The organism is Streptosporangium sp. NPDC020145, assembly GCF_040631275.1.
Classification (GTDB): Bacteria; Actinomycetota; Actinomycetes; order Streptosporangiales; family Streptosporangiaceae; genus Streptosporangium.
In genome coordinates this window covers 103,810-121,951 of the sequence record NZ_JBEXZT010000012.1, presented here as the reverse complement: position 1 = coordinate 121,951, position 18,142 = coordinate 103,810, and the positions used below count along the sequence as shown (strand labels likewise).

General features: G+C 72.0%; 12 protein-coding genes. All 12 read left to right on the top strand.

From position 1 onward, the window contains the following. Positions 1-7: 7 nt before the first annotated feature. The 12 genes from coaBC to asnB all read left to right on the top strand — a co-directional run bounded on the left by coaBC (position 8) and on the right by asnB (position 18,117). Complete coding sequence (gene coaBC, locus ABZ463_RS22610) at positions 8-1,312, top strand: bifunctional phosphopantothenoylcysteine decarboxylase/phosphopantothenate--cysteine ligase CoaBC (RefSeq protein ID WP_352008954.1); 1,305 nt, start codon at positions 8-10, stop codon at positions 1,310-1,312. Between the two features lie 79 nt (positions 1,313-1,391). After that, a complete protein-coding gene (locus ABZ463_RS22605; RefSeq protein ID WP_352008955.1) occupies positions 1,392-1,760 on the top strand; it encodes a hypothetical protein in 369 nt (122 codons plus the stop codon). A gap of 224 nt (positions 1,761-1,984) precedes the next feature. Next, on the top strand, positions 1,985-3,172 hold the full coding sequence (gene metK, locus ABZ463_RS22600; RefSeq protein ID WP_352008956.1) for a methionine adenosyltransferase: 1,188 nt from the start codon (positions 1,985-1,987) through the stop codon (positions 3,170-3,172). A gap of 240 nt (positions 3,173-3,412) precedes the next feature. Next, positions 3,413-5,734 (top strand): LuxR C-terminal-related transcriptional regulator, encoded by a 2,322-nt coding sequence (locus tag ABZ463_RS22595; protein ID WP_362778610.1) that lies wholly within the window; start codon positions 3,413-3,415, stop codon positions 5,732-5,734. Positions 5,735-5,952: 218 nt separating this feature from the next. Continuing rightward, entirely contained in the window at positions 5,953-7,212 is a 1,260-nt protein-coding gene (locus tag ABZ463_RS22590; protein WP_362778608.1) for a LuxR C-terminal-related transcriptional regulator, read from the top strand. Positions 7,213-7,486: 274 nt separating this feature from the next. Then, a complete protein-coding gene (locus ABZ463_RS22585) occupies positions 7,487-9,511 on the top strand; it encodes a primosomal protein N' (RefSeq protein WP_362778746.1) in 2,025 nt (674 codons plus the stop codon). 64 nt (positions 9,512-9,575) lie between these two features. Then, entirely contained in the window at positions 9,576-11,228 is a 1,653-nt protein-coding gene (locus ABZ463_RS22580; protein ID WP_362778606.1) for a hypothetical protein, read from the top strand. 39 nt (positions 11,229-11,267) lie between these two features. Continuing rightward, positions 11,268-12,656 (top strand): hypothetical protein, encoded by a 1,389-nt coding sequence (locus tag ABZ463_RS22575; protein WP_352008960.1) that lies wholly within the window; start codon positions 11,268-11,270, stop codon positions 12,654-12,656. A 545-nt stretch (positions 12,657-13,201) separates the two neighbouring features. Then, on the top strand, positions 13,202-13,750 hold the full coding sequence (def, locus tag ABZ463_RS22570; RefSeq protein ID WP_352008961.1) for a peptide deformylase: 549 nt from the start codon (positions 13,202-13,204) through the stop codon (positions 13,748-13,750). 5 nt (positions 13,751-13,755) lie between these two features. Further along, positions 13,756-14,685 (top strand): methionyl-tRNA formyltransferase, encoded by a 930-nt coding sequence (gene fmt / locus ABZ463_RS22565; protein WP_352008962.1) that lies wholly within the window; start codon positions 13,756-13,758, stop codon positions 14,683-14,685. A gap of 3 nt (positions 14,686-14,688) precedes the next feature. Next, complete coding sequence (locus tag ABZ463_RS22560) at positions 14,689-16,146, top strand: transcription antitermination factor NusB (RefSeq protein ID WP_362778603.1); 1,458 nt, start codon at positions 14,689-14,691, stop codon at positions 16,144-16,146. A 120-nt stretch (positions 16,147-16,266) separates the two neighbouring features. Beyond that, positions 16,267-18,117, top strand: a complete 1,851-nt coding sequence (gene asnB, locus ABZ463_RS22555) for an asparagine synthase (glutamine-hydrolyzing) (protein ID WP_352008964.1) — start codon at positions 16,267-16,269, stop codon at positions 18,115-18,117. Positions 18,118-18,142: the final 25 nt, after the last annotated feature.

Below are 18,142 nucleotides of genomic sequence, written 5' to 3'. Positions count from 1 at the left end.
CCCGCCGATGCGGACGCCTGGCGAGGGCGAGACCGCCCTCCCCTCCTCCCTCGCGGAACCATCCCGGACGGAGCCCGTCCCGGCGGAGCAGGCGGTCCCCGGCCCGCGCCGCCGACCGGCCGTCGTCCTGGGGGTCGGCGGCGGCATCGCCGCCTACAAGGCCTGTGAGCTGCTGCGCCTGTTCACCGAGTCGGGCCACGACGTGCGCGTCGTGCCCACCAGGCAGGCCCTGCGCTTCGTCGGCGAGCCCACCTGGGCCGCCCTGTCCGGAAACCCCGTCGCCGCCGACGTCTGGGAGTCGGTGCACGAGGTGCCCCACGTCAGGATCGGCCAGGGCGCCGACCTGGTCGTCGTCGCGCCCGCGACCGCGGACCTGCTGGCCAGGGCCGCCCACGGGCTGGCCGACGACCTGCTGACCAACACGCTGCTCACCGCGCGCTGCCCGGTCGTCCTCGCGCCCGCGATGCACACCGAGATGTGGGAGCACCCCGCGACCCGCGCGAACGTGGCGACCCTCCGCGAGCGCGGCACGCTCGTCGTCGAGCCCGCCGTCGGCCGCCTCACCGGCGCCGACACGGGCAGGGGACGGCTGCCCGACCCCGTGGAGATCTTCGAGTTCTGCCGGGGCGTGCTCGCGGGCAGGCCCGCCGACCTCGCGGGCCGCAGGCTGGTGGTCTCGGCGGGGGGCACCCGCGAGGCCATCGACCCGGTCCGCTTCCTGGGCAACCGCTCCTCCGGCCTGCAGGGCTACGCGCTGGCCCGTACGGCCCTGGCCCGCGGCGCGGAGGTCACCCTGGTCGCCGCCAACGTCGCACTGCCCGATCCGGCGGGGGCGACGGTCGTCCGGGTCGAGTCGGCGCTCGAACTGCGCGAGGCCGTGCTGAAGGCGGCCGAGGAGGCCGACGCCGTGGTCATGGCCGCAGCCGTCGCCGACTTCAGGCCCGCGCGGCGGAACGAGTCGAAGGTCAAGAAGACCTCGGCCGATCCCGACCCTATCCATTTGGTGAAAAATCCGGACATCCTTGCTGAGCTGGGTGAGCGCCGGAGGCAGGGGGAGGGGCCGAGCCCGCGGGTCATCGTGGGGTTCGCGGCCGAGACCGACGACGTGCTCGCCAACGGGCAGGCCAAGCTCGCCCGCAAGGGCTGTGACCTGCTGGTCGTCAACCAGGTCGGGGAGAATCTCGCCTTCGGGACACCTGACAACGCGGCGGTCGTGCTGGCCTCGGAGGGCGGCCGGGTCGAGATCCCGCGCGGCCCCAAGGAGGCCCTGGCCGACGTGGTCTGGGACCTCGTCGCCGAACGCCTGGCCTGACTCCCTTGCCGGAGATCGGCCGGCGGCGGATACTGCGTCCGGAGCGACCTGGAACGTCACGCCCGGAGGGTTCCCGACCATGCCGGTCTCCGCTGCCGTCAGGGCGCGCTGCCGCGCCCTGCTTCCGCCGGGGGAGGACATCAGTTACGTCCTGCCCGCCCTCTCCGTGAGCTCGCCGGGGACGGCGGCCTTCCTCATCGTGGTCACCGACCGGTCGATCCTGGTGATGTCCACCAAGTTCTTCGACCACGGCATGCCCAGTTCGGTCTACGCGACGCACGCGCGCCGTACCCGGCTCGGCCCGGTCGAGTTCTCCTCGAGCGCGGCCATCGAGTTCGGCGGGATGGTCTTCGAGATCGACGAGGAGTACGCGGCGGTGGTGTGCGCCGCGGACGCCGAGGTCTTCGCGCCGGAGACGCTGCCCGCCGACCCCCTGCCCGACCTCTGAACCCTGCTCTCCGGTCGCCGTCCGTAGCGTGATATCCCGGTAAATGGGTTGGTTTAGTGTGATTTTGGGCTGGTTGGACGGCAAGGCGTCAGGATTCGGGCACGCCGGATTCAGGGTGATTTCGCGGCGCCGTACCTGGTGGGGCTAGAATTCGGCGAGCGCTTCGGGTGCCGTGTGCCCCGAAGTCCCAGACGCCAGCAGCCGCTGCATGAGGAGCCACTGACTTGTCCCGTCGCCTGTTCACCTCCGAGTCGGTCACCGAGGGCCACCCGGACAAGATCGCCGACCAGATCAGTGACGCGATTCTCGACGCCATGCTCAAGGGAGACCCCCGGAGCCGTGTCGCGGTCGAGACGCTGATCACCACCGGTCAGGTCCACGTCGCCGGAGAGGTGACGACGGAGACCTACGTCGACATCCCCGGTCTCATCCGGGCGAAGATCCTCGAAATCGGTTACGACGCCTCGCACAAGGGCTTCGACGGCGCCTCCTGTGGCGTCTCGGTGTCTATCGGCGCGCAGTCGCCCGACATCGCCCAGGGCGTCGACGCCGCCTACGAGGCCCGTGAGGGCGAGGGCTCCGACGAGCTCGACCGCCAGGGCGCGGGCGACCAGGGCCTGATGTTCGGCTACGCCTCGCGTGAGACCCCCGAGCTGATGCCGCTGCCGATCCAGCTGGCCCACCGCCTGGCCGAGCGCCTGTCGGAGGTCCGTAAGAACGGCACCGTCCCCTACCTCCGCCCCGACGGCAAGACCCAGGTCACCATCGAGTACGACGGCGACAAGCCGGTCCGCCTCGACACCGTGGTCGTCTCCACCCAGCACGCGGCCGAGATCGACCTCAAGGAGATGCTCGCCCCGGACATCAAGGAGCACGTGGTCGATCCGGTGCTCGCCGGTCTTGAGATCGAGACCGAGGGCTACCGGCTGCTGGTCAACCCCACCGGCCGTTTCGAGATCGGCGGCCCGATGGGCGACGCCGGTCTGACCGGCCGCAAGATCATCGTCGACACCTACGGCGGCATGGCCCGTCACGGCGGCGGCGCCTTCTCCGGCAAGGACCCGTCCAAGGTCGACCGCTCGGCCGCCTACGCCATGCGCTGGGTCGCCAAGAACATCGTGGCCGCGGAGCTGGCGGACCGTGCCGAGGTCCAGGTCGCCTACGCCATCGGCAAGGCGCACCCGGTCGGCGTGTTCGTCGAGACCTTCGGCACCGAGAAGGTCCCGGTCGAGAAGATCCAGGAGGCCGTGCTCAGCGTCTTCGACCTGCGCCCGGCCGCGATCATCCGCGACCTCGACCTGCTCCGCCCGATCTACTCGGCGACCTCCGCCTACGGTCACTTCGGTCGTCCCGAGTTCTCCTGGGAGGCCACCGACCGCGCCGACGCCCTGCGCAAGGCCGCCGGTCTCTGACCCCGCAGGCACGGCCCCCGCGAGCATCCCTCGCGGGGGCCGTGCCGTTTTTCCCGGCCTTCTCCCCGTGTGGTCCTGACCGTGTCCGGCTCCGCGTGCGGGGCCGGAGGCGTGGCGGTGACCGGCTGCGTCCCGCCTTTCACGGGTCAAGAGCGCACATATGGAGCCTGCCCACCAACTGTGTCCCCTGAACCGTCCAATTCTGTGTAACTTCTCTTTTGGAGATCTTGGGGGAGAGACGTGATCAGGCGGTTTGGGACAGGCGAACTGCCCATGGAGGCGACAAGCTTCGTGGGCCGCAAGGAAGAGCTTCGTCAGGTCAGGCGTCTGCTCCAGGTCTCCAGGCTGGTCACCGTCACCGGGGTCGCCGGCATCGGCAAGACCCGGGTGGCGGTCAGGGCGGCCTCCGAGGTGCTCGCGACCTTCGCCGACGGCGTCAAGTTCGTCGAACTGGCCGGGGTGAGCGACCCCGACCGTCTCGAACAGGCCGTGGCGTACGCCCTCGAACTGGTCGACCTGTCCGTGAGGCCGGACACCGAGGTCCTGGTCGAGCACCTCCGCGACCGGCAGATGCTCCTGGTCCTCGACACCTGCGAGCACCTCGTGGACGCCTGCGCCCGGTTGGCCCAGACCCTCCTGGAGAGCAGCCCCAACCTGCGCATCCTGGCCACCAGCAGGCAGTCGCTCGGGGTGCCCGGCGAGCACATCGTCGCCCTGCCGCCGATGGCCCTGCCGGGGCCGCGCGCCATGAAGTCGGTCGGCGCGCTCTCCCGGTGCGAGTCGGTCACGCTGTTCCTCGAACGTGTCGCCGCCGTCAAGCCGGACTACGCCCTCACCGGGGAGAACGCCGAGGAGATCGCGGAGATCTGCACCAAACTCGACGGGATCCCGCTGGCCATCGAACTGGTCGCCGTCCGGATGCGCGCCTTCACCCTCGGCCGGGTCCGCGACCTGCTGGACGACCGGCTCTGGCTGCTGTCCGGCCGGGTGACGGCCAGCAGGCACCCGACGGTCGGCGCGACCGTCGACTGGAGCCACGACCTGTGCACCCCCGACGAACGGCTGCTGTGGTCGCGGCTGCCGGTCTTCGTCTCCGACTTCGACGCCGCGGCGGCGGAGGGGGTCTGCGCCGACGAGGCGCTGCCCGCGGAACGGATCCTGCCCACCCTGCTGGGCCTGGTGGACAAGTCGATCGTGATCCCGGTCAAACGCGAGGAGGGCACGGCCTACCGGCTTCTGGACATCATCAGGGAGTACGGCGCGGCCAGGCTGGCCGAGACCGGGGACGAGGGATGGCTGCGCCGCAGGCACCTGCGCTACCACTTCGAGCTGGCGCTCAGGGGCAAGGAGTCGGGCCGGCACGGCGACCAGGTCGAGTCGTGGAGCCGGGTCCGCAAGCAGTGGCCCAACATCCGCGCCGCCCTGGACCTGTGCGTCCAGGACCCCGAACTGCGTGAGACGGGCCTGATGATGGCCGCGGGCCTGTGGTACCTCTGGGTGGCCTGCGGGATGCTCAGGGAGGGCCGCGACCAGCTCGAAAGGCTGCTCGCCCAGCCCATGCCGGGCAGTCAGGCCTGGTCGTGGGGGCTGCTCACCCTCGTCTACATCGCCAACGCCAGAGGCGACCTGGACGAGGCGCGGCTGCTGCTGGAACGGTGCAGGGCGCACAGCCCGCCGGGGACGCCGGGCGCCGAGCTGGTCGAGCTGGTCCAGCTCAAGATGAACGGCACACTGGCCTCGGTCGAGGGCGACCCCCGGGCCGCGGAGGACATGCTCGGCACGGTGATCGAACGGCTTCGCCCCAACCGGGAGCTGCCCGAGGTGCTCCTGCCCGCGATGGTCGAGCTGGGCACCTGCCTGGTGCTCGGCGGCGAGCCCGAGGCGGCGGGCCGGATCCTGCTCGAATGCCGTGAGCTGTGCGACGAGCTGGGAGAGGTCTGGGCGAACGCGCACGCCGACTACGTCCTCGGCCTGGTGGCGCGGACGGAGGGCGACGCCGCCAGGGCGGTCGGGCACGCCCGCGACTCCCTGCGGGTCAAGACACGCTTCTCCGACACCATGGGCGTCGTCTCCTGCCTTGAGCTGCTGGCCTGCGCCGCGGCCGACGAGGGCGACCTGGCCAGGGCAGGGCGGCTGTTCGCCGCGGCGCGCGCGGAACGGCTCGACAAGGGGCTGATCGAGCAGGGCTATCCGGTGGTGATCGAGGAGAGCGCCCGCTGCGCCCAGCGTGTCGCCGCGGAGCTGCCTCGAAGGGAGGCCGAGCAGGCGGTCAGGGAGGGGGCCGCGCTCGGCTCGGAACGGGCGATCGCCTACGCGCTCGGCGAGGACGTGGCCACGGGGCCCGCCGTACGGGACTCCCGCTGGGCGCCGCTGACCCGCAGGGAGCGCGAGGTCGCGGAACTGGTCGCCGAGGGGCTGACCAACCGGCAGATCGCCCACCGGCTGGTGGTCGTCCAGCGCACGGTCGACTCCCACGTCGAGCACATCCTCGCCAAGCTCGGTTTCTCCGCGCGCACCCAGATCGCGGCCTGGGCGATCAGGCAGCGCAGGGGACACGTGTGAGGTCCGGCCGCACGGACGGCTGACCGGACATCAAGTACAGGTGGGCATGAAGTGTCCGCGTGTACAGGTATGCCTTGAGAGCCGGCGATTTTGCTGGACGTGAATGTTCTGGTCGGCGTGAATTTTTTGCCGTAGACGGATGTTCCAGAAGAGCACGGCCGATTCGGCGCCAAGGGCGTTCGCCTTTCGCCGGGCACGGCACCAAGCGGAAGCGGAGGATGAACATGGTGCGGGGGCCGGGAAACCTGCCGGTTGACCTGTCCAGTTTCGTGGGACGGGCGGAGGAGCTGGCCGAGGGCCTGCGCCACCTCACAGAGGCCAGGATCATGACCGTCACAGGACCCGCGGGCGTCGGCAAGACCCGTACGGCCCTGCGCCTGGCCGCCAGGCTGCGCCGCCGCTTCCCGGGCGGGACCTGGCGGGCCGAACTGTCCGGTACAGCCGACCCGGTGACCACACTGGCCGAGGCGCTCGAACTGCCCCGGACGTCGTCCGCCAGGGAGATCGGGGCCGCCCTGCGCGAACGGCGCCCGCTCGTCGTCCTCGACACCTGCGAGCACATTCCCGGTGAGGTCGCCGCGCTGGCGGAGGACCTGCTGGCCGAGGCGCCCAGGGCCGCGATCGTCGTCACCGGGCGCAGGCCGCTCGGCCTGCCGGGGGAGCGGGTGCTGCAGCTCGCGCCGTTACCGCTCACCTCGGCCGTGCGACTGTTCGAGGACCGGGCGATGGCGGTCGACCCCCGGTTCGCGCTGACGCCGGCCACGGCGCCGATCGTGGCGGAGATCTGCGGCAGGCTCGACGGGCTGCCGCTGGCGATCGAGCTGGCCGCGACCCTGGTGCGGTCCATGCTGGCCAGGGACCTGCTTGAGGAGCTCAGGCACCGTTTCACCCTGCTGACCGGGGTCAGCAGGACCGTGCTGCCGCGCCACCGTGACCTGCGGGCGGCCGTCATGTGGAGCTACGACCTCTGCGACGCCGAGCAGCGCGAGCTGTGGGCCCTGCTGTCGGCGCTGCCGGGCTCCTTCGGCCTGGCGGACGCGCGCGCGGCGTGCCGGGGACACCTCCCCGGGGAACGGGTGGCGCCCGTCCTGGCGAAGCTGGTCGAGGGGTCCGTCGTACTCCGCGAACCAGGCGAGAGGTACCGGATGCTGGAGGCCTACAGAAGGGTCGGCCTCGAACCCTCGGGAAGCCCGTGGCGGCCCGCCGTACAGCGTCCGCTGCGGGGCGGGGGACGGCTGCCCTCCCCCCGGCAGCCGGGCGGGACGGCCAGGCCCGCGGGCACACTGAGCGCCAGGGAGCTCCAGGTGGCCAAACTGATCACCGAGGGGCTCTCGAACCCGGAGATCGCCGTACGGCTTGACATCGCCAAACGCACCGTGGACGCCCACGTCCGCAACATCCTCGCCAAGGGCGGCCTCGCCTCCCGCACCCAGGTCGCCGCCTGGGTCGCGGAAAGCGATTATCAGTCCTCGACATAGGCACATCGCCCGATGCGGAAGGGGGGTGGTGGCGGTCATCATGGTGGTGGCCAGTGGGACACCGTGTGCTCCAGCGTTCCGCAGCGTCGGGTGGTCTTGAGGGAGGGGTCCCCTTCCACCTGAAGTATGTTGGGGTTTTCCCTGTGTCGGGCGTGACCCACTGGCCGAACCCCTCCCACGTCTGGCGGGACGGTCCCCGCGCATCTGGTAGGACAAGTGGGTGACCCACACCAGCCTCCCCGCGGACGACGGCGCCCTGCTTCCGCTCGACGCCGTGCGTCGCGGGCCCGTCCCCGCCGCCAGGTCCGCCAGGGGGGTGCCGGAGCCGGCCGCGACGCTGCCGGTCGCACGGGTCGTCGTGGACACGCCGCTGCCGCACCTGGACCGGCCGTTCGACTATCTCGTGCCCGCGTCCATGGACGCCGAGGCGGTCCCGGGCGCGCGGGTCAGGGTCAGGTTCGCGGGCAAGCTCGTGGACGGCTTCCTGCTCGAACGGGCCGAGAACACCGAGCACGAGGGCGGACTGGCCAGGCTTGAGCGGGTCGTCTCGCCGGAGCCGGTGCTCGCCCCGGAGATCGCCCTGCTGGCCAGGATCGTGGCCGACCGCTACGCGGGGACCATGGCCGACGTGCTCAGGCTCGCCGTCCCGCCCCGCCACGCCAGGGTCGAGGCCGAGCCGCAACCCCAGCGGGAACCGGCAGAGAAGCCGTCCGGGGAGAAGACCGGCGGAGACCTGGGGCCGTGGGCCGGCTATCCGGAGGGGGCGGCCTTCCTCACGGCCCTGGCCCAGGGCCGCTCACCCCGCGCGGTGTGGAGCGCGCTGCCCGGGACGGGACGGGACGGCCTCGAATGGCCGAGGGCGGTCGCGGTCGCCGTGCGGGAGACCCTCCGGGGGGACAGGGGCGCCCTCGTCGTCCTCCCCGACGGCAAGGACGTCGCGATGGCCGACGCCGCGCTCGGCGCGGTCCTGGACCCCGGGACGCACGTCGCGCTCACCTCGGACCTGGGCCCCGCGGAGCGCTACCGGCGCTGGCTGCGTGTCCGCAGGGGCCACGTGCGCGTCGTCGTGGGCACCAGGGCCGCCGTCTTCGCCCCGGTCAGGGATCTGGGCCTGGTGGTGATCTGGGACGACGGCGACGATCTGCACGCCGAACGGCTCGCGCCTTACCCGCACGCCAGGGAGGTCCTCGCGCTGCGCGCCCACCACGGCAGGGCGGGACTGCTCATCGGCGGGCACGCCCGTACGGCCGAGGCCACCAGGCTCGTCGCCACCGGCTGGGCCGGTGCCATCGTCGCGGACCGGGAGACGATCAGGGCCAGGGCGCCCAGGGTCCGCCCCGCGGGGGACGACGCGGAACTGGCCAGGGACGAGGCGGCGCGGGCGGCCAGGCTGCCCAGCCTCGCCTGGCGGGCGCTGCGCGCGGGCCTGGAGACGGGGCCGGTGCTGATCCAGGTCCCCCGGCGGGGATACCTGCCCGGCCTGGCCTGCCAGAGTTGCCGGACCACGGCCAGGTGCGGGCACTGCGGAGGGCCGCTCGCGCTGCGCGGGGGACACGCCATGCCGTACTGCCGCTGGTGCGGCCGGATCGCGGGACAGTGGCGCTGCCAGTCCTGCGGCGCGGCGCGGATGCGGGCGCAGGTGGTCGGCGCCCGCCGTACGGCCGAGGAACTGGGCAGGGCCTTTCCCTCGGTGCCGGTCAGGACCTCGGGCAGGGACGGGGTGCTCGCCGCGGTCGGTGACACGCGTGCCCTGGTCGTGGCGACCCCGGGGGCCGAGCCCGTCGCGGAGGGCGGCTACGCGGCGGCGGTGCTGCTGGACGGCTGGGCCATGCTGGGCAGGCCCGACCTGCGGGCCGCCGAGGAGACGCTGCGCCGGTGGATGAACGCGGCCGCGCTGCTGCGGCCACGGGCGGAGCTGGTGGTGCTCGCCGACTCCTCGGTGCCCGCCGTGCAGGCGCTGCTGCGCTGGGACCCGGCCACCCACGCCGAACGTGAACTGGCCGACAGGACAGAACTCCGTTTTCCCCCGGCGGTAAGGATCGCCACCCTTACCGGGTCCCCCGGCGCGGTACGGGAAATGCTCGGCGACGTCGAACTGCCCGGGCAGGCGCAGGTGCTCGGGCCCGTCCCCCTCGACACGCCAAGGGGCGACCAGGTGCGGGAACGTGCCATGGTACGGGTCCCGCAGGCGGCGGGGGCGGCGCTGTCCGCGGCGCTGAAGGGGGCGGCGGGAGTACGCTCCGCCCGTAAGTCACCGGAGGTGGTCCGGGTGTGCATTGACCCCCTGGACGTCATTTGAGTTGTTTCCCCGATTCGCGGTGCTGACAGTAAGCCGTTAATTTTCCTCTGTGTCGATCGAATGGGTGAATCAGGCCGTAGACGATCTGCGCGCGTGGGGGCGTGCGCACGGCCTGGCCGTTGACGTGGACGAGGTACGTCTGCTCTGCGACTACGCGAGCGACTATCTGGACGTGAACGAGCTGGGCGACTTCACCCCGGGCACCTTCGAGGAACTGCTGCTCAACATCTACCCGCGGAAGGTCATCGCCCCGCCGGAGAGTGCCCCAGAGACCGTCGCCGCCGCCCGTACCCTGGTCGACTTCCTTCTCGCGACCGAGGAGATCGGCGGCAAGATGGCGACCAGAATGCGATCCGTACTGGACCGAATCGAACCGGAGATGCCGATCGCGCTCGCCGACACCTCCCGGTTCGGCATGGCCAAGAGCCTGTTCAGCGCGATGGGCGCCGAAGCCCTCGAACAGGGCTTCTCCCTCACCCCGGCCGAACGGCCCGCGGCGCAGGCCGTCCGGGAGGAGAGCGAGGACGGGCCGTGCGACTGCCCGGGATGCGCCCCCCTGCCCCCCGTACGGCTCGCCGCCCGCGAGGCACTGGCCGAGGCGGCGCTACGGGTCCCCATGGTGACCGACGCCCGGCGGCTGGTGCAGTGGATGCTCGCCGGAGGCCGCACTCCGACCGTCAAGGGGCGCCTCAGAGTCCGCGACGCCGCCGAGGCCACCGCCCAGCTCTCGGTCGCGGAACCCGCCCTGCTGTGGGACCTGGCGGTCTACGCGGGCCTGGTCGAGATCGAGGGCACCGCCGTCTTCGACGCCGACGACCTCGACCCGCTCGACGTCTGGGCCTCGGTGGTCGAGTTCGTCGTGGAGAAGGAGACCGGCGGCGCCGTCACCGGCAATCCGGCCCTCGACGAGGAGCTCTACGGCCTGTGCGACGTGCTCTACCGGCTGCAGACGCCGATGCCGGTCCCGCTGCTGATGGAGTACGCCCAGGAGGCCGGGCTGACCGACGAGGCCGAACTCGACCCTGAGGAGGCCATCGGGCGCCTGGCCTACTGCGGCGTCGTCGAACCGGACCGGATGGAGCTCGCACTGACCCCGCAGGCCGTGTGGGCCCTGCGGGAGCTCTACACCGGGCTCGGCATCGACGCCCCCGAGGCCGCCGACCTGGCCGCCGTGGACGCCTCCGAACTCATCGAGGGACTGCTGTCCGGCATCCCCACGGAACTGGCCGAGGCCGAGATCGAGGAGTGGCTGCGGAGCAGAAGCGCGGCCGAGGCCGCGGCCGAGCTCCTCGGCGCCGTCACCGGCGCCCCCTCCGTCGCCAGGGGGATCGCCGTGACGATCGTCGACAGGCTCGGCCCCGAGGCCGAACGGGCGGTCAGAGGGCATCTGCAGGAGGCGGAGCTGCGCCCCCACGTCATCCACTGGCTGTCGGCGCGCGGCCTGCCCGCCCCGGCGCTCACCCAGGAGGAGGTCCTGTGGATGAGCGTGGACACCCTCGCCCTGGCCGTCTCCGCGGCCGAGGACGACCCCGAGACGTTCGCCGAGAACATGGCGGCGTCCGGTCCGCCCGCCCATATGATCGACGAGATGTGGCGGGTCGACCACCCGGACGTCGTGCAGGTCCTCGAACTGCTCGGCCGCTCCCTGCACGACCAGAACGTCGCCAAGGCCGCGCGCAAGGCCGCCTTCAAGGCCAGATCGCGCGCGATCGGCTAGCCGTACACCCGTGGGGCCTGAGTGCAGTAAGTTTCACGAGTGGCAAAGAGCGGGAACACGGGCAACGTCTTCGACCTCGGCGAGTTGCGCAGGCTCGTCGGCGAGCTCGGGGCGGCACCCGGAGAGCTGCGCGCGGCCGTGCTCGACGCGGTCGGCGCCACCGAGGCGGACGGCGACTGCGACTGCTCCGACTGCGGCACCGAGGTGCTGAGCTTCCCACCGGTCGAGCTGGCCGCCGACGGCGAGCTGGCCGAGGCCGTGCTGAGGGTCCCCCTGGTGCTGGACGCCCAGCGGCTGGCCGTCTGGACCGGCACCAGGCCGGTGACCCCGGAGGGCCTGCTGCCCGACCCCTTCCTGGCGTGCGCCGAGCTCGGCCTGCCCGGCCCGGCGCGGTTGCACCTGCTGTGGGTCGTCGCGGTCAACACCGGCATGCTCCGCATCTCCAGGGGCATGGCGACGGAGGGCCCGCTGGCGCTGTCGGCAGAGCTGCCGCACCGGGCGATGCTGGAGTTCTGGGACGGCGTGGTCATGGACGTGCTCGACCGGGCGGACGAGGGCCTCACCGGCTCCGCCGTGGTCGACGACCACCTGGCCGAGATGCTCGCCACGATGTACGCCGTGAGCGACGGCCTGTCCGCCGCCACCCTCGTCAAGGGCATCCTCCAGTCGCACGAGGTGGCCTGCCAGGCCCGCCCCGCCGAGATGCGGGCGCTGAGCGCCTCCCTGCCCGGCGAACTGGACGCCGCGCTGTCCCTGCTCGGCTACTGCGGTCTCATCGAGCCGTCCGAGACGGGCAGGCCGAGGCTGACCCCCCTGGGCGTCTGGGCCGTCCGCCAGGACCTCATCCGTGAGGGCCACGACGCGCCGACGGGGGCCGAGGTCGCCGTCTTCGCCGACCTGGGCGCCACCGAGCTGGTCGACGCCATCATCAAGCGCTCCGCGGCCCCCAGCGCCGTCACCGTCTGGCTTGAGTCCCGCACCCCGGAGACCGCCGCCCGTGAACTGGTCAGGGTCGCCGCCTCGGGTACGGCCGGCCAGCGCGGCACCGTCGGCACGATCCTCGAAGAGCTGGGCCCCGAGGCGGAGGCCCCCCTCAGGGAGGCGCTCCAGGAGCCGTCCCTGTGGCGTTACGCCGCCTCCTGGCTGCACATCCGCGACCTCCCGGCCCCGGCCCTCGCCCAGGAGGACCGCACCTGGATCGCCGTCGACACGCTCGCCTCGCTGGCCCAGCTCGGCAGGACGGCCGAGGCGATCCGCGAGTTCGACGCGCTCGAACCCGGTGAGGACCTGGTCAGGCTGGCCGAGGAGATGGCCGCGGCCGACCACCCCGACACCATCGCCGTGCTCGACCTGCTGGGTGCCCGTCACCCGGACCCCACGGTCGCCAAGGCGGCCCGCAAGGCGGCGATGAAAACCCGCTCCCGTTAGTCCGGCGGCGCCCGAGGGGCGCCGCCGGACTAACGGGGTGCCTTTTTGCGCCGCCTTCGGCGTCGCGGGCTTGGGCGAGCCGACGCTTTCCCTCGTCGCTCATCCGCTTCGCTCCTTCGCTCCTCAGTCCAAGCGCCGGCGCGCCCAAGCCGAGACCCCTCACTCCCGGCACCGGTAAAGCACAAGATCAAACCCCTCACTCCCGGCACCGGGGCGTCGGAACCGACTCTGAACGGGACGGCCGACAACGTCCGAGAGCGAGGAGTCCAGCGTGGACTTACCGGCACCGGGCGCGAGGAGTTGGCCTGTGCCTTACCGGTGCCGTGTGTGAGGAGTGTCCGGCTTGGGCGCGTCGGTGCTTGGACTGAGGAACGCAGGAGCGAAGCGACGGAGTGACGAGGGAAAGCACCGACTCGGAGGCGCCCAAGCCCGCGACGCCGCAAGGCGTCGCAAAGAGACACAGCGCCCGAGCCCGCGACGCCGCCAGGCGGAGCAAGGAGACACAGATACACTGAGGCTTCCGAAAAGCACTGAGGAGATCCCTGTTGGCCATTCAGCCGATCCGTCTTTTCGGCGACCCGGTGTTGCGTACGCCGGCGGAGCCGGTGAAGGACTTCGACAAGGAGCTGCGCAGGCTCGTCAAGGACCTCACGGACACGATGATGGACGCGCCGGGGGCCGGGCTCGCGGCGCCGCAGATCGGGGTCGGCCTGCGGGTGTTCACCTACTACGTCGACAACCAGCTCGGTCATCTGATCAATCCCGACCTCGACCTGTCCGAGGAGAAGGACGAGGAGGGTGAGGAGGGCTGCCTGTCCTTCCCCGGTCTGTCGTTCCCGACCCCCAGGGCGATCAGGGCCGTGGCGACGGGGTTCAACATGCACGGTGACCCCGTCACGCTTGAGGGCACCGACCTCATGGCGCGCTGTTTCCAGCATGAGACCGACCACCTCGACGGGGTGCTCTTCATCGACCGGATGGACCTCAAGCAGCGCAAGCTCGCGATGAGGGAGATCCGCGCGGCCGAGTGGAGCGGTCTGTCCGCCCCCGCGTTCAAGTTCTCCCCGCACGCGACTCACGGGAAGGCTCTGTAGGAACCTTGCGTCTGGTCTTCGCCGGAACTCCGGAAACCGCCCTGCCCTCGTTGAGGGCCCTGCTCGACTCGCCGCGCCACGAGGTCGCCGCCGTCGTCACCCGCCCGGACGCCCAGTCGGGCCGGGGCCGCAAGCTTCAGCCGAGTCCGGTCGCCGAACTGGCGCAGGAGGCGGGGGTGGAGATCCTCAGACCGGTCAGGGCGGGGGACCCCGAGTTCCTCGACCGGCTGCGGCTGATCGCCCCCGACTGCTGTCCCGTCGTCGCCTACGGGGCTCTGCTGCCGCAGAGCGCCCTGGACATCCCGCCTCGCGGGTGGGTCAACCTCCACTTCTCGCTGCTGCCCGCCTGGCGGGGCGCCGCGCCCGTGCAGCACGCCGTACTGCACGGTGACGAGATCACCGGTGCGGCCACCTTCCAGATCGTCAGGGAGCTGGACGCGGGACCGGTCTACGGCGTGGTCACCGAGGAGGTCAGGCCCGCCGACACCAGCGGGGAGCTGCTGGCCAGGCTCGCCGAGTCGGGCGCCGGGCTGCTGGCCGCGACCCTTGACGGCATCGAGGACGGCACGCTGGAGGCGGTGCCCCAGCCCGCTGAGGGGGTGAGCCTCGCCCCGAAGATCACTGTGGACGACGCCAGGGTCGACTGGTCGGCGCCGGCCATGCGGGTCGACCGGCTGATCCGGGCCTGTTCCCCCGCTCCCGGCGCCTGGACGGAGTTCCGCGGCCTGCGGGTCAAGCTCGGCCCGGTGCGGCCCGCGCCCGGGGCGCCCTCGCTCGCCCCGGGGCGGATCGCGGCCTCGAAGAACACGGTGCTGGTCGGCACCGCGACGCACCCGGTCGAGCTGGGTGAGGTGCGGCCACAGGGCAAGCGCGCGATGAGCGCGGGGGAGTGGGCCCGCGGCGTGCGGCTCACCGAAGACGATCGGCTGGGCTAGGACATGAACGAGCGGGGGAGCGGTGGCCGCCGTGCGGCGGGCCACTCACGGGACGATCAGACCGCCTCTCGCGGCGGAGAGCGGCGGGGGGCGGGTCGTGGAAGTAGGCGCCCGCGCCCGCCGAAGCCGGTCCGTGACGAGGCCAGGAACGTCGCCTACGACCTGTTGCGCGCGGTGGACGAGCGGGACGCCTACGCCAACCTGCTGATGCCCGCCCTGCTGAGAGAGCGCCGCCTCTCCGGGCGTGACGCGGGCCTGGCGACCGAGCTGGCCTACGGGACGCTGCGCGGGCTGGGCACCTACGACGAGGTCATCGCCGCCTGCAGTGACCGTCCCCCCGAGGACCTCGATCCGCCGCTGCTCGACGCGATCCGGCTCGGTGTGCACCAGTTGCTCAAGACGCGTGTCCCGCCGCACGCCGCCGTCGGCACGACCGTCGACCTGGTGCGGCTGCGGGTGGGGACAGGCGCGTCGAAATACGCCAACGCGGTGCTCAGGAAGGTCGCGGGCCGTTCGCTCGACCAGTGGGTCCCGATCGTGGCTCCCGATCCCGGGCAGGATCCGGTCGGCCACCTGGCGGTCGCCCACAGCCACCCCCGGTGGATCGTCAACGCGCTGCGCGACGCCGTCGGCGGTGGTTTCGACGAGACCGCCGCCCTGCTGGCCGCCGACAACGAGCGTCCCCGCGTCACCCTGGTCGCCCGTCCCGGACGGGCCTCGGTCGAGGAGCTCCTGGCCTCGGGCGCCGAGCCCGGCGAGTACTCCCCGTACGCGGCCTACCTGAAGGAGGGTGATCCGGGCTCCATCCTGGCGGTGGCCGAGGGGCGCGCCGCCGTACAGGACGAGGCGAGTCAGCTGGTCGCGCTGGCGCTGACGCGGGTCCCGGTCGAGGGCGGGGACAGCCGCTGGTTCGACATGTGCGCCGGTCCCGGCGGGAAGGCGGGCCTGCTGGACGCGCTGGCCGTACGGGGCGGGGCGAGGCTGCTGGCGGCCGAGCTGCAGTATCACCGCGCCCGTCTGGTCAGGCAGGCCACCCGTCAGGCCGCGGTGGTCGCCGCGGACGGTACGGTGCCCGCCTGGCGGCCGGGTGTCTTCGACCGGGTCATGGTCGACGCGCCCTGCACCGGTCTCGGCGCGCTGCGCCGTCGCCCCGAGGCGCGCTGGCGCCGTGATCCCCGTAGCCTTCCCGAGCTGGGCGCGCTCCAGCGGGAGCTGCTCTCGCACGCCCTGGAGGCCGTCCGTCCCGGAGGGGTCGTCGCCTACGTGACCTGTTCGCCGCATCTGGCGGAGACGGTGGCCGTCGTGGGTGACGCGCTGCGCAGCCGTGCGGACGCCGAGGCGCTGGACGCCCGTGCCTTCCTGCCCGGCGTCGAGGGGCTGGGTGAGGGGCCGTACGCGCAGTTCTGGCCGCACCGCCACGGTACGGACGCGATGTTCCTCGCCCTGCTGCGCCGCCGGTAACGGGATTTGAACTCTTTGTGAAGATAGGTTAAGGAAGTCCGAATCTTGCCCCCACGTTGAGATGAATATCGGTTCTGCGGACAATGCAGGAAATCGCCGATAGGACGTGGGGATTTACTGATGTGTGGAATCTCCGGGTGGGTGGACTTCGAGCGTGACCTTGGGCCGTCCCGGGACGTCGCGCAGGCCATGACCGACACGATGGCCTGCCGGGGGCCCGACGACGAGGGGTTGTGGACGGCCCCGCACGTCGCGCTCGGCCACCGCAGGCTGGCCGTCATCGACGTCGAGGGCGGGCGTCAGCCGATGGTCGCCGACCAGGACGGTGAGCCGCTCGCCGTCCTGGTCTACAGCGGGGAGCTGTACGACTTTCCCGAGCTACGCGCCGAGCTGGCCGCGCGGGGCCACCGCTTCCGCACCCGGAGCGACACCGAGGTCCTGCTGCGGGCCTACCTGGAGTGGGACGAGGACCTTCTCGACCGCCTGAACGGCATGTTCGCCTTCGCGATCTGGGACGTCCGGCGTCAGGAGCTGCTGCTGGCGCGCGACCGGATGGGCGTCAAGCCGCTGTACTACCACCCGACCCCCTCGGGGGTGCTGTTCGGTTCGGAGCCTAAGGCGATCCTCGCCAACCCGCTCGCCCAGCCCGCCGTGGTCGACCTCGACGGCCTGCGGGAGATCTACGCGTTCAGCAAGACGCCCGGACACGCCGTCTACCGGGGAATGCACGAGGTGCGGCCAGGCCAGGTGATCCGGGTGAGCCGTGCGGGCCTGAGCAGGCGGTTCTACTGGCGGCTTGAGGCCCGCGAGCACCCCCACGACCTCGGGACGACCGTACGGACGGTGCGCGGGATGCTGGAGGACGTCGTCGGGCGCCAGCTGGTCTCCGACGTGCCGTTGTGCACCCTGCTGTCCGGCGGCCTCGATTCGAGCACGGTCACCGCGCTGGCCATGGACCGGCTGCGGAAGGACGGCAAGGAGGGGGTCCGCTCCTTCTCCGTCGACTTCGCCGGCTACGACGAGAACTTCACCCCGGACGCGATTCGCTCGACCCCGGACACGCCGTACGTCCTCGACGTCGTCCGGCACGTCGGCTCCGACCACACCTCCATCGTCCTGGACCCGGCCGACCTCATGGACCCCGCCGCGCGCGCCGCCGTACTGCGGGCGCGGGATCTGCCGCTTGGGCTCGGCGACATGGACACCTCGCTCTACCTGCTGTTCAGGGCGATCAGGGAGCACTCGACGGTCGCGTTGTCCGGGGAGTCGGCCGACGAGGTCTTCGGCGGCTACCGCTGGTTCCACGAACCGGCCGCGGTCGGCGGCGACACCTTCCCGTGGCTGGCGATGCCGGGCGTCGAGCGGTTCAACGGGGTGGTCGGGATCCTCGGCGAGGAGCTGCTGCGGGAACTCGACCTGCCCGCCTACCGCGCCAGGCGCTACCGGGAGGCGCTCGACGAGGTGCCCAGGCTGCCGGGGGAGGGCGGGCTGGAGCGGCGGATGCGGGAGATCGGCTACCTGAACCTGACCCGCTTCGTGCAGAACCTCCTCGACCGCAAGGACCGGATGAGCATGGCCGTCGGCCTTGAGGTCCGGGTGCCGTTCTGCGACCACCGGCTGGTCGAGTACGTCTTCAACATCCCCTGGTCGATCAAGAGCTTCGACGGGCGCGAGAAGAGCGTGCTGCGCGCCGCGGCGGCGGACATCCTGCCCGGTTCGGTGCTCGAACGCCGAAAGAGTCCCTACCCCACGACCCAGGACCCCGCCTACGACCAGGCCCTCAGCAAGCAGGTCGCCGGGCTGCTCGACCGGGGTGGGGTCGCGGCCGCGCAGCTGGCCGACCTCGGCAGGGTGCGAGCCGTCCTCGACCGGCAGGAGGGGGAGGCGGACCTGGACGGCAGGGCGGCGCTGGACGGCTTCCTCGGGCTCAACGCCTGGCTTGAGGAGTACGATGTGCGGCTCAAACTCTGAGCGCGCGCGGGGGCTCCGCCCGCCC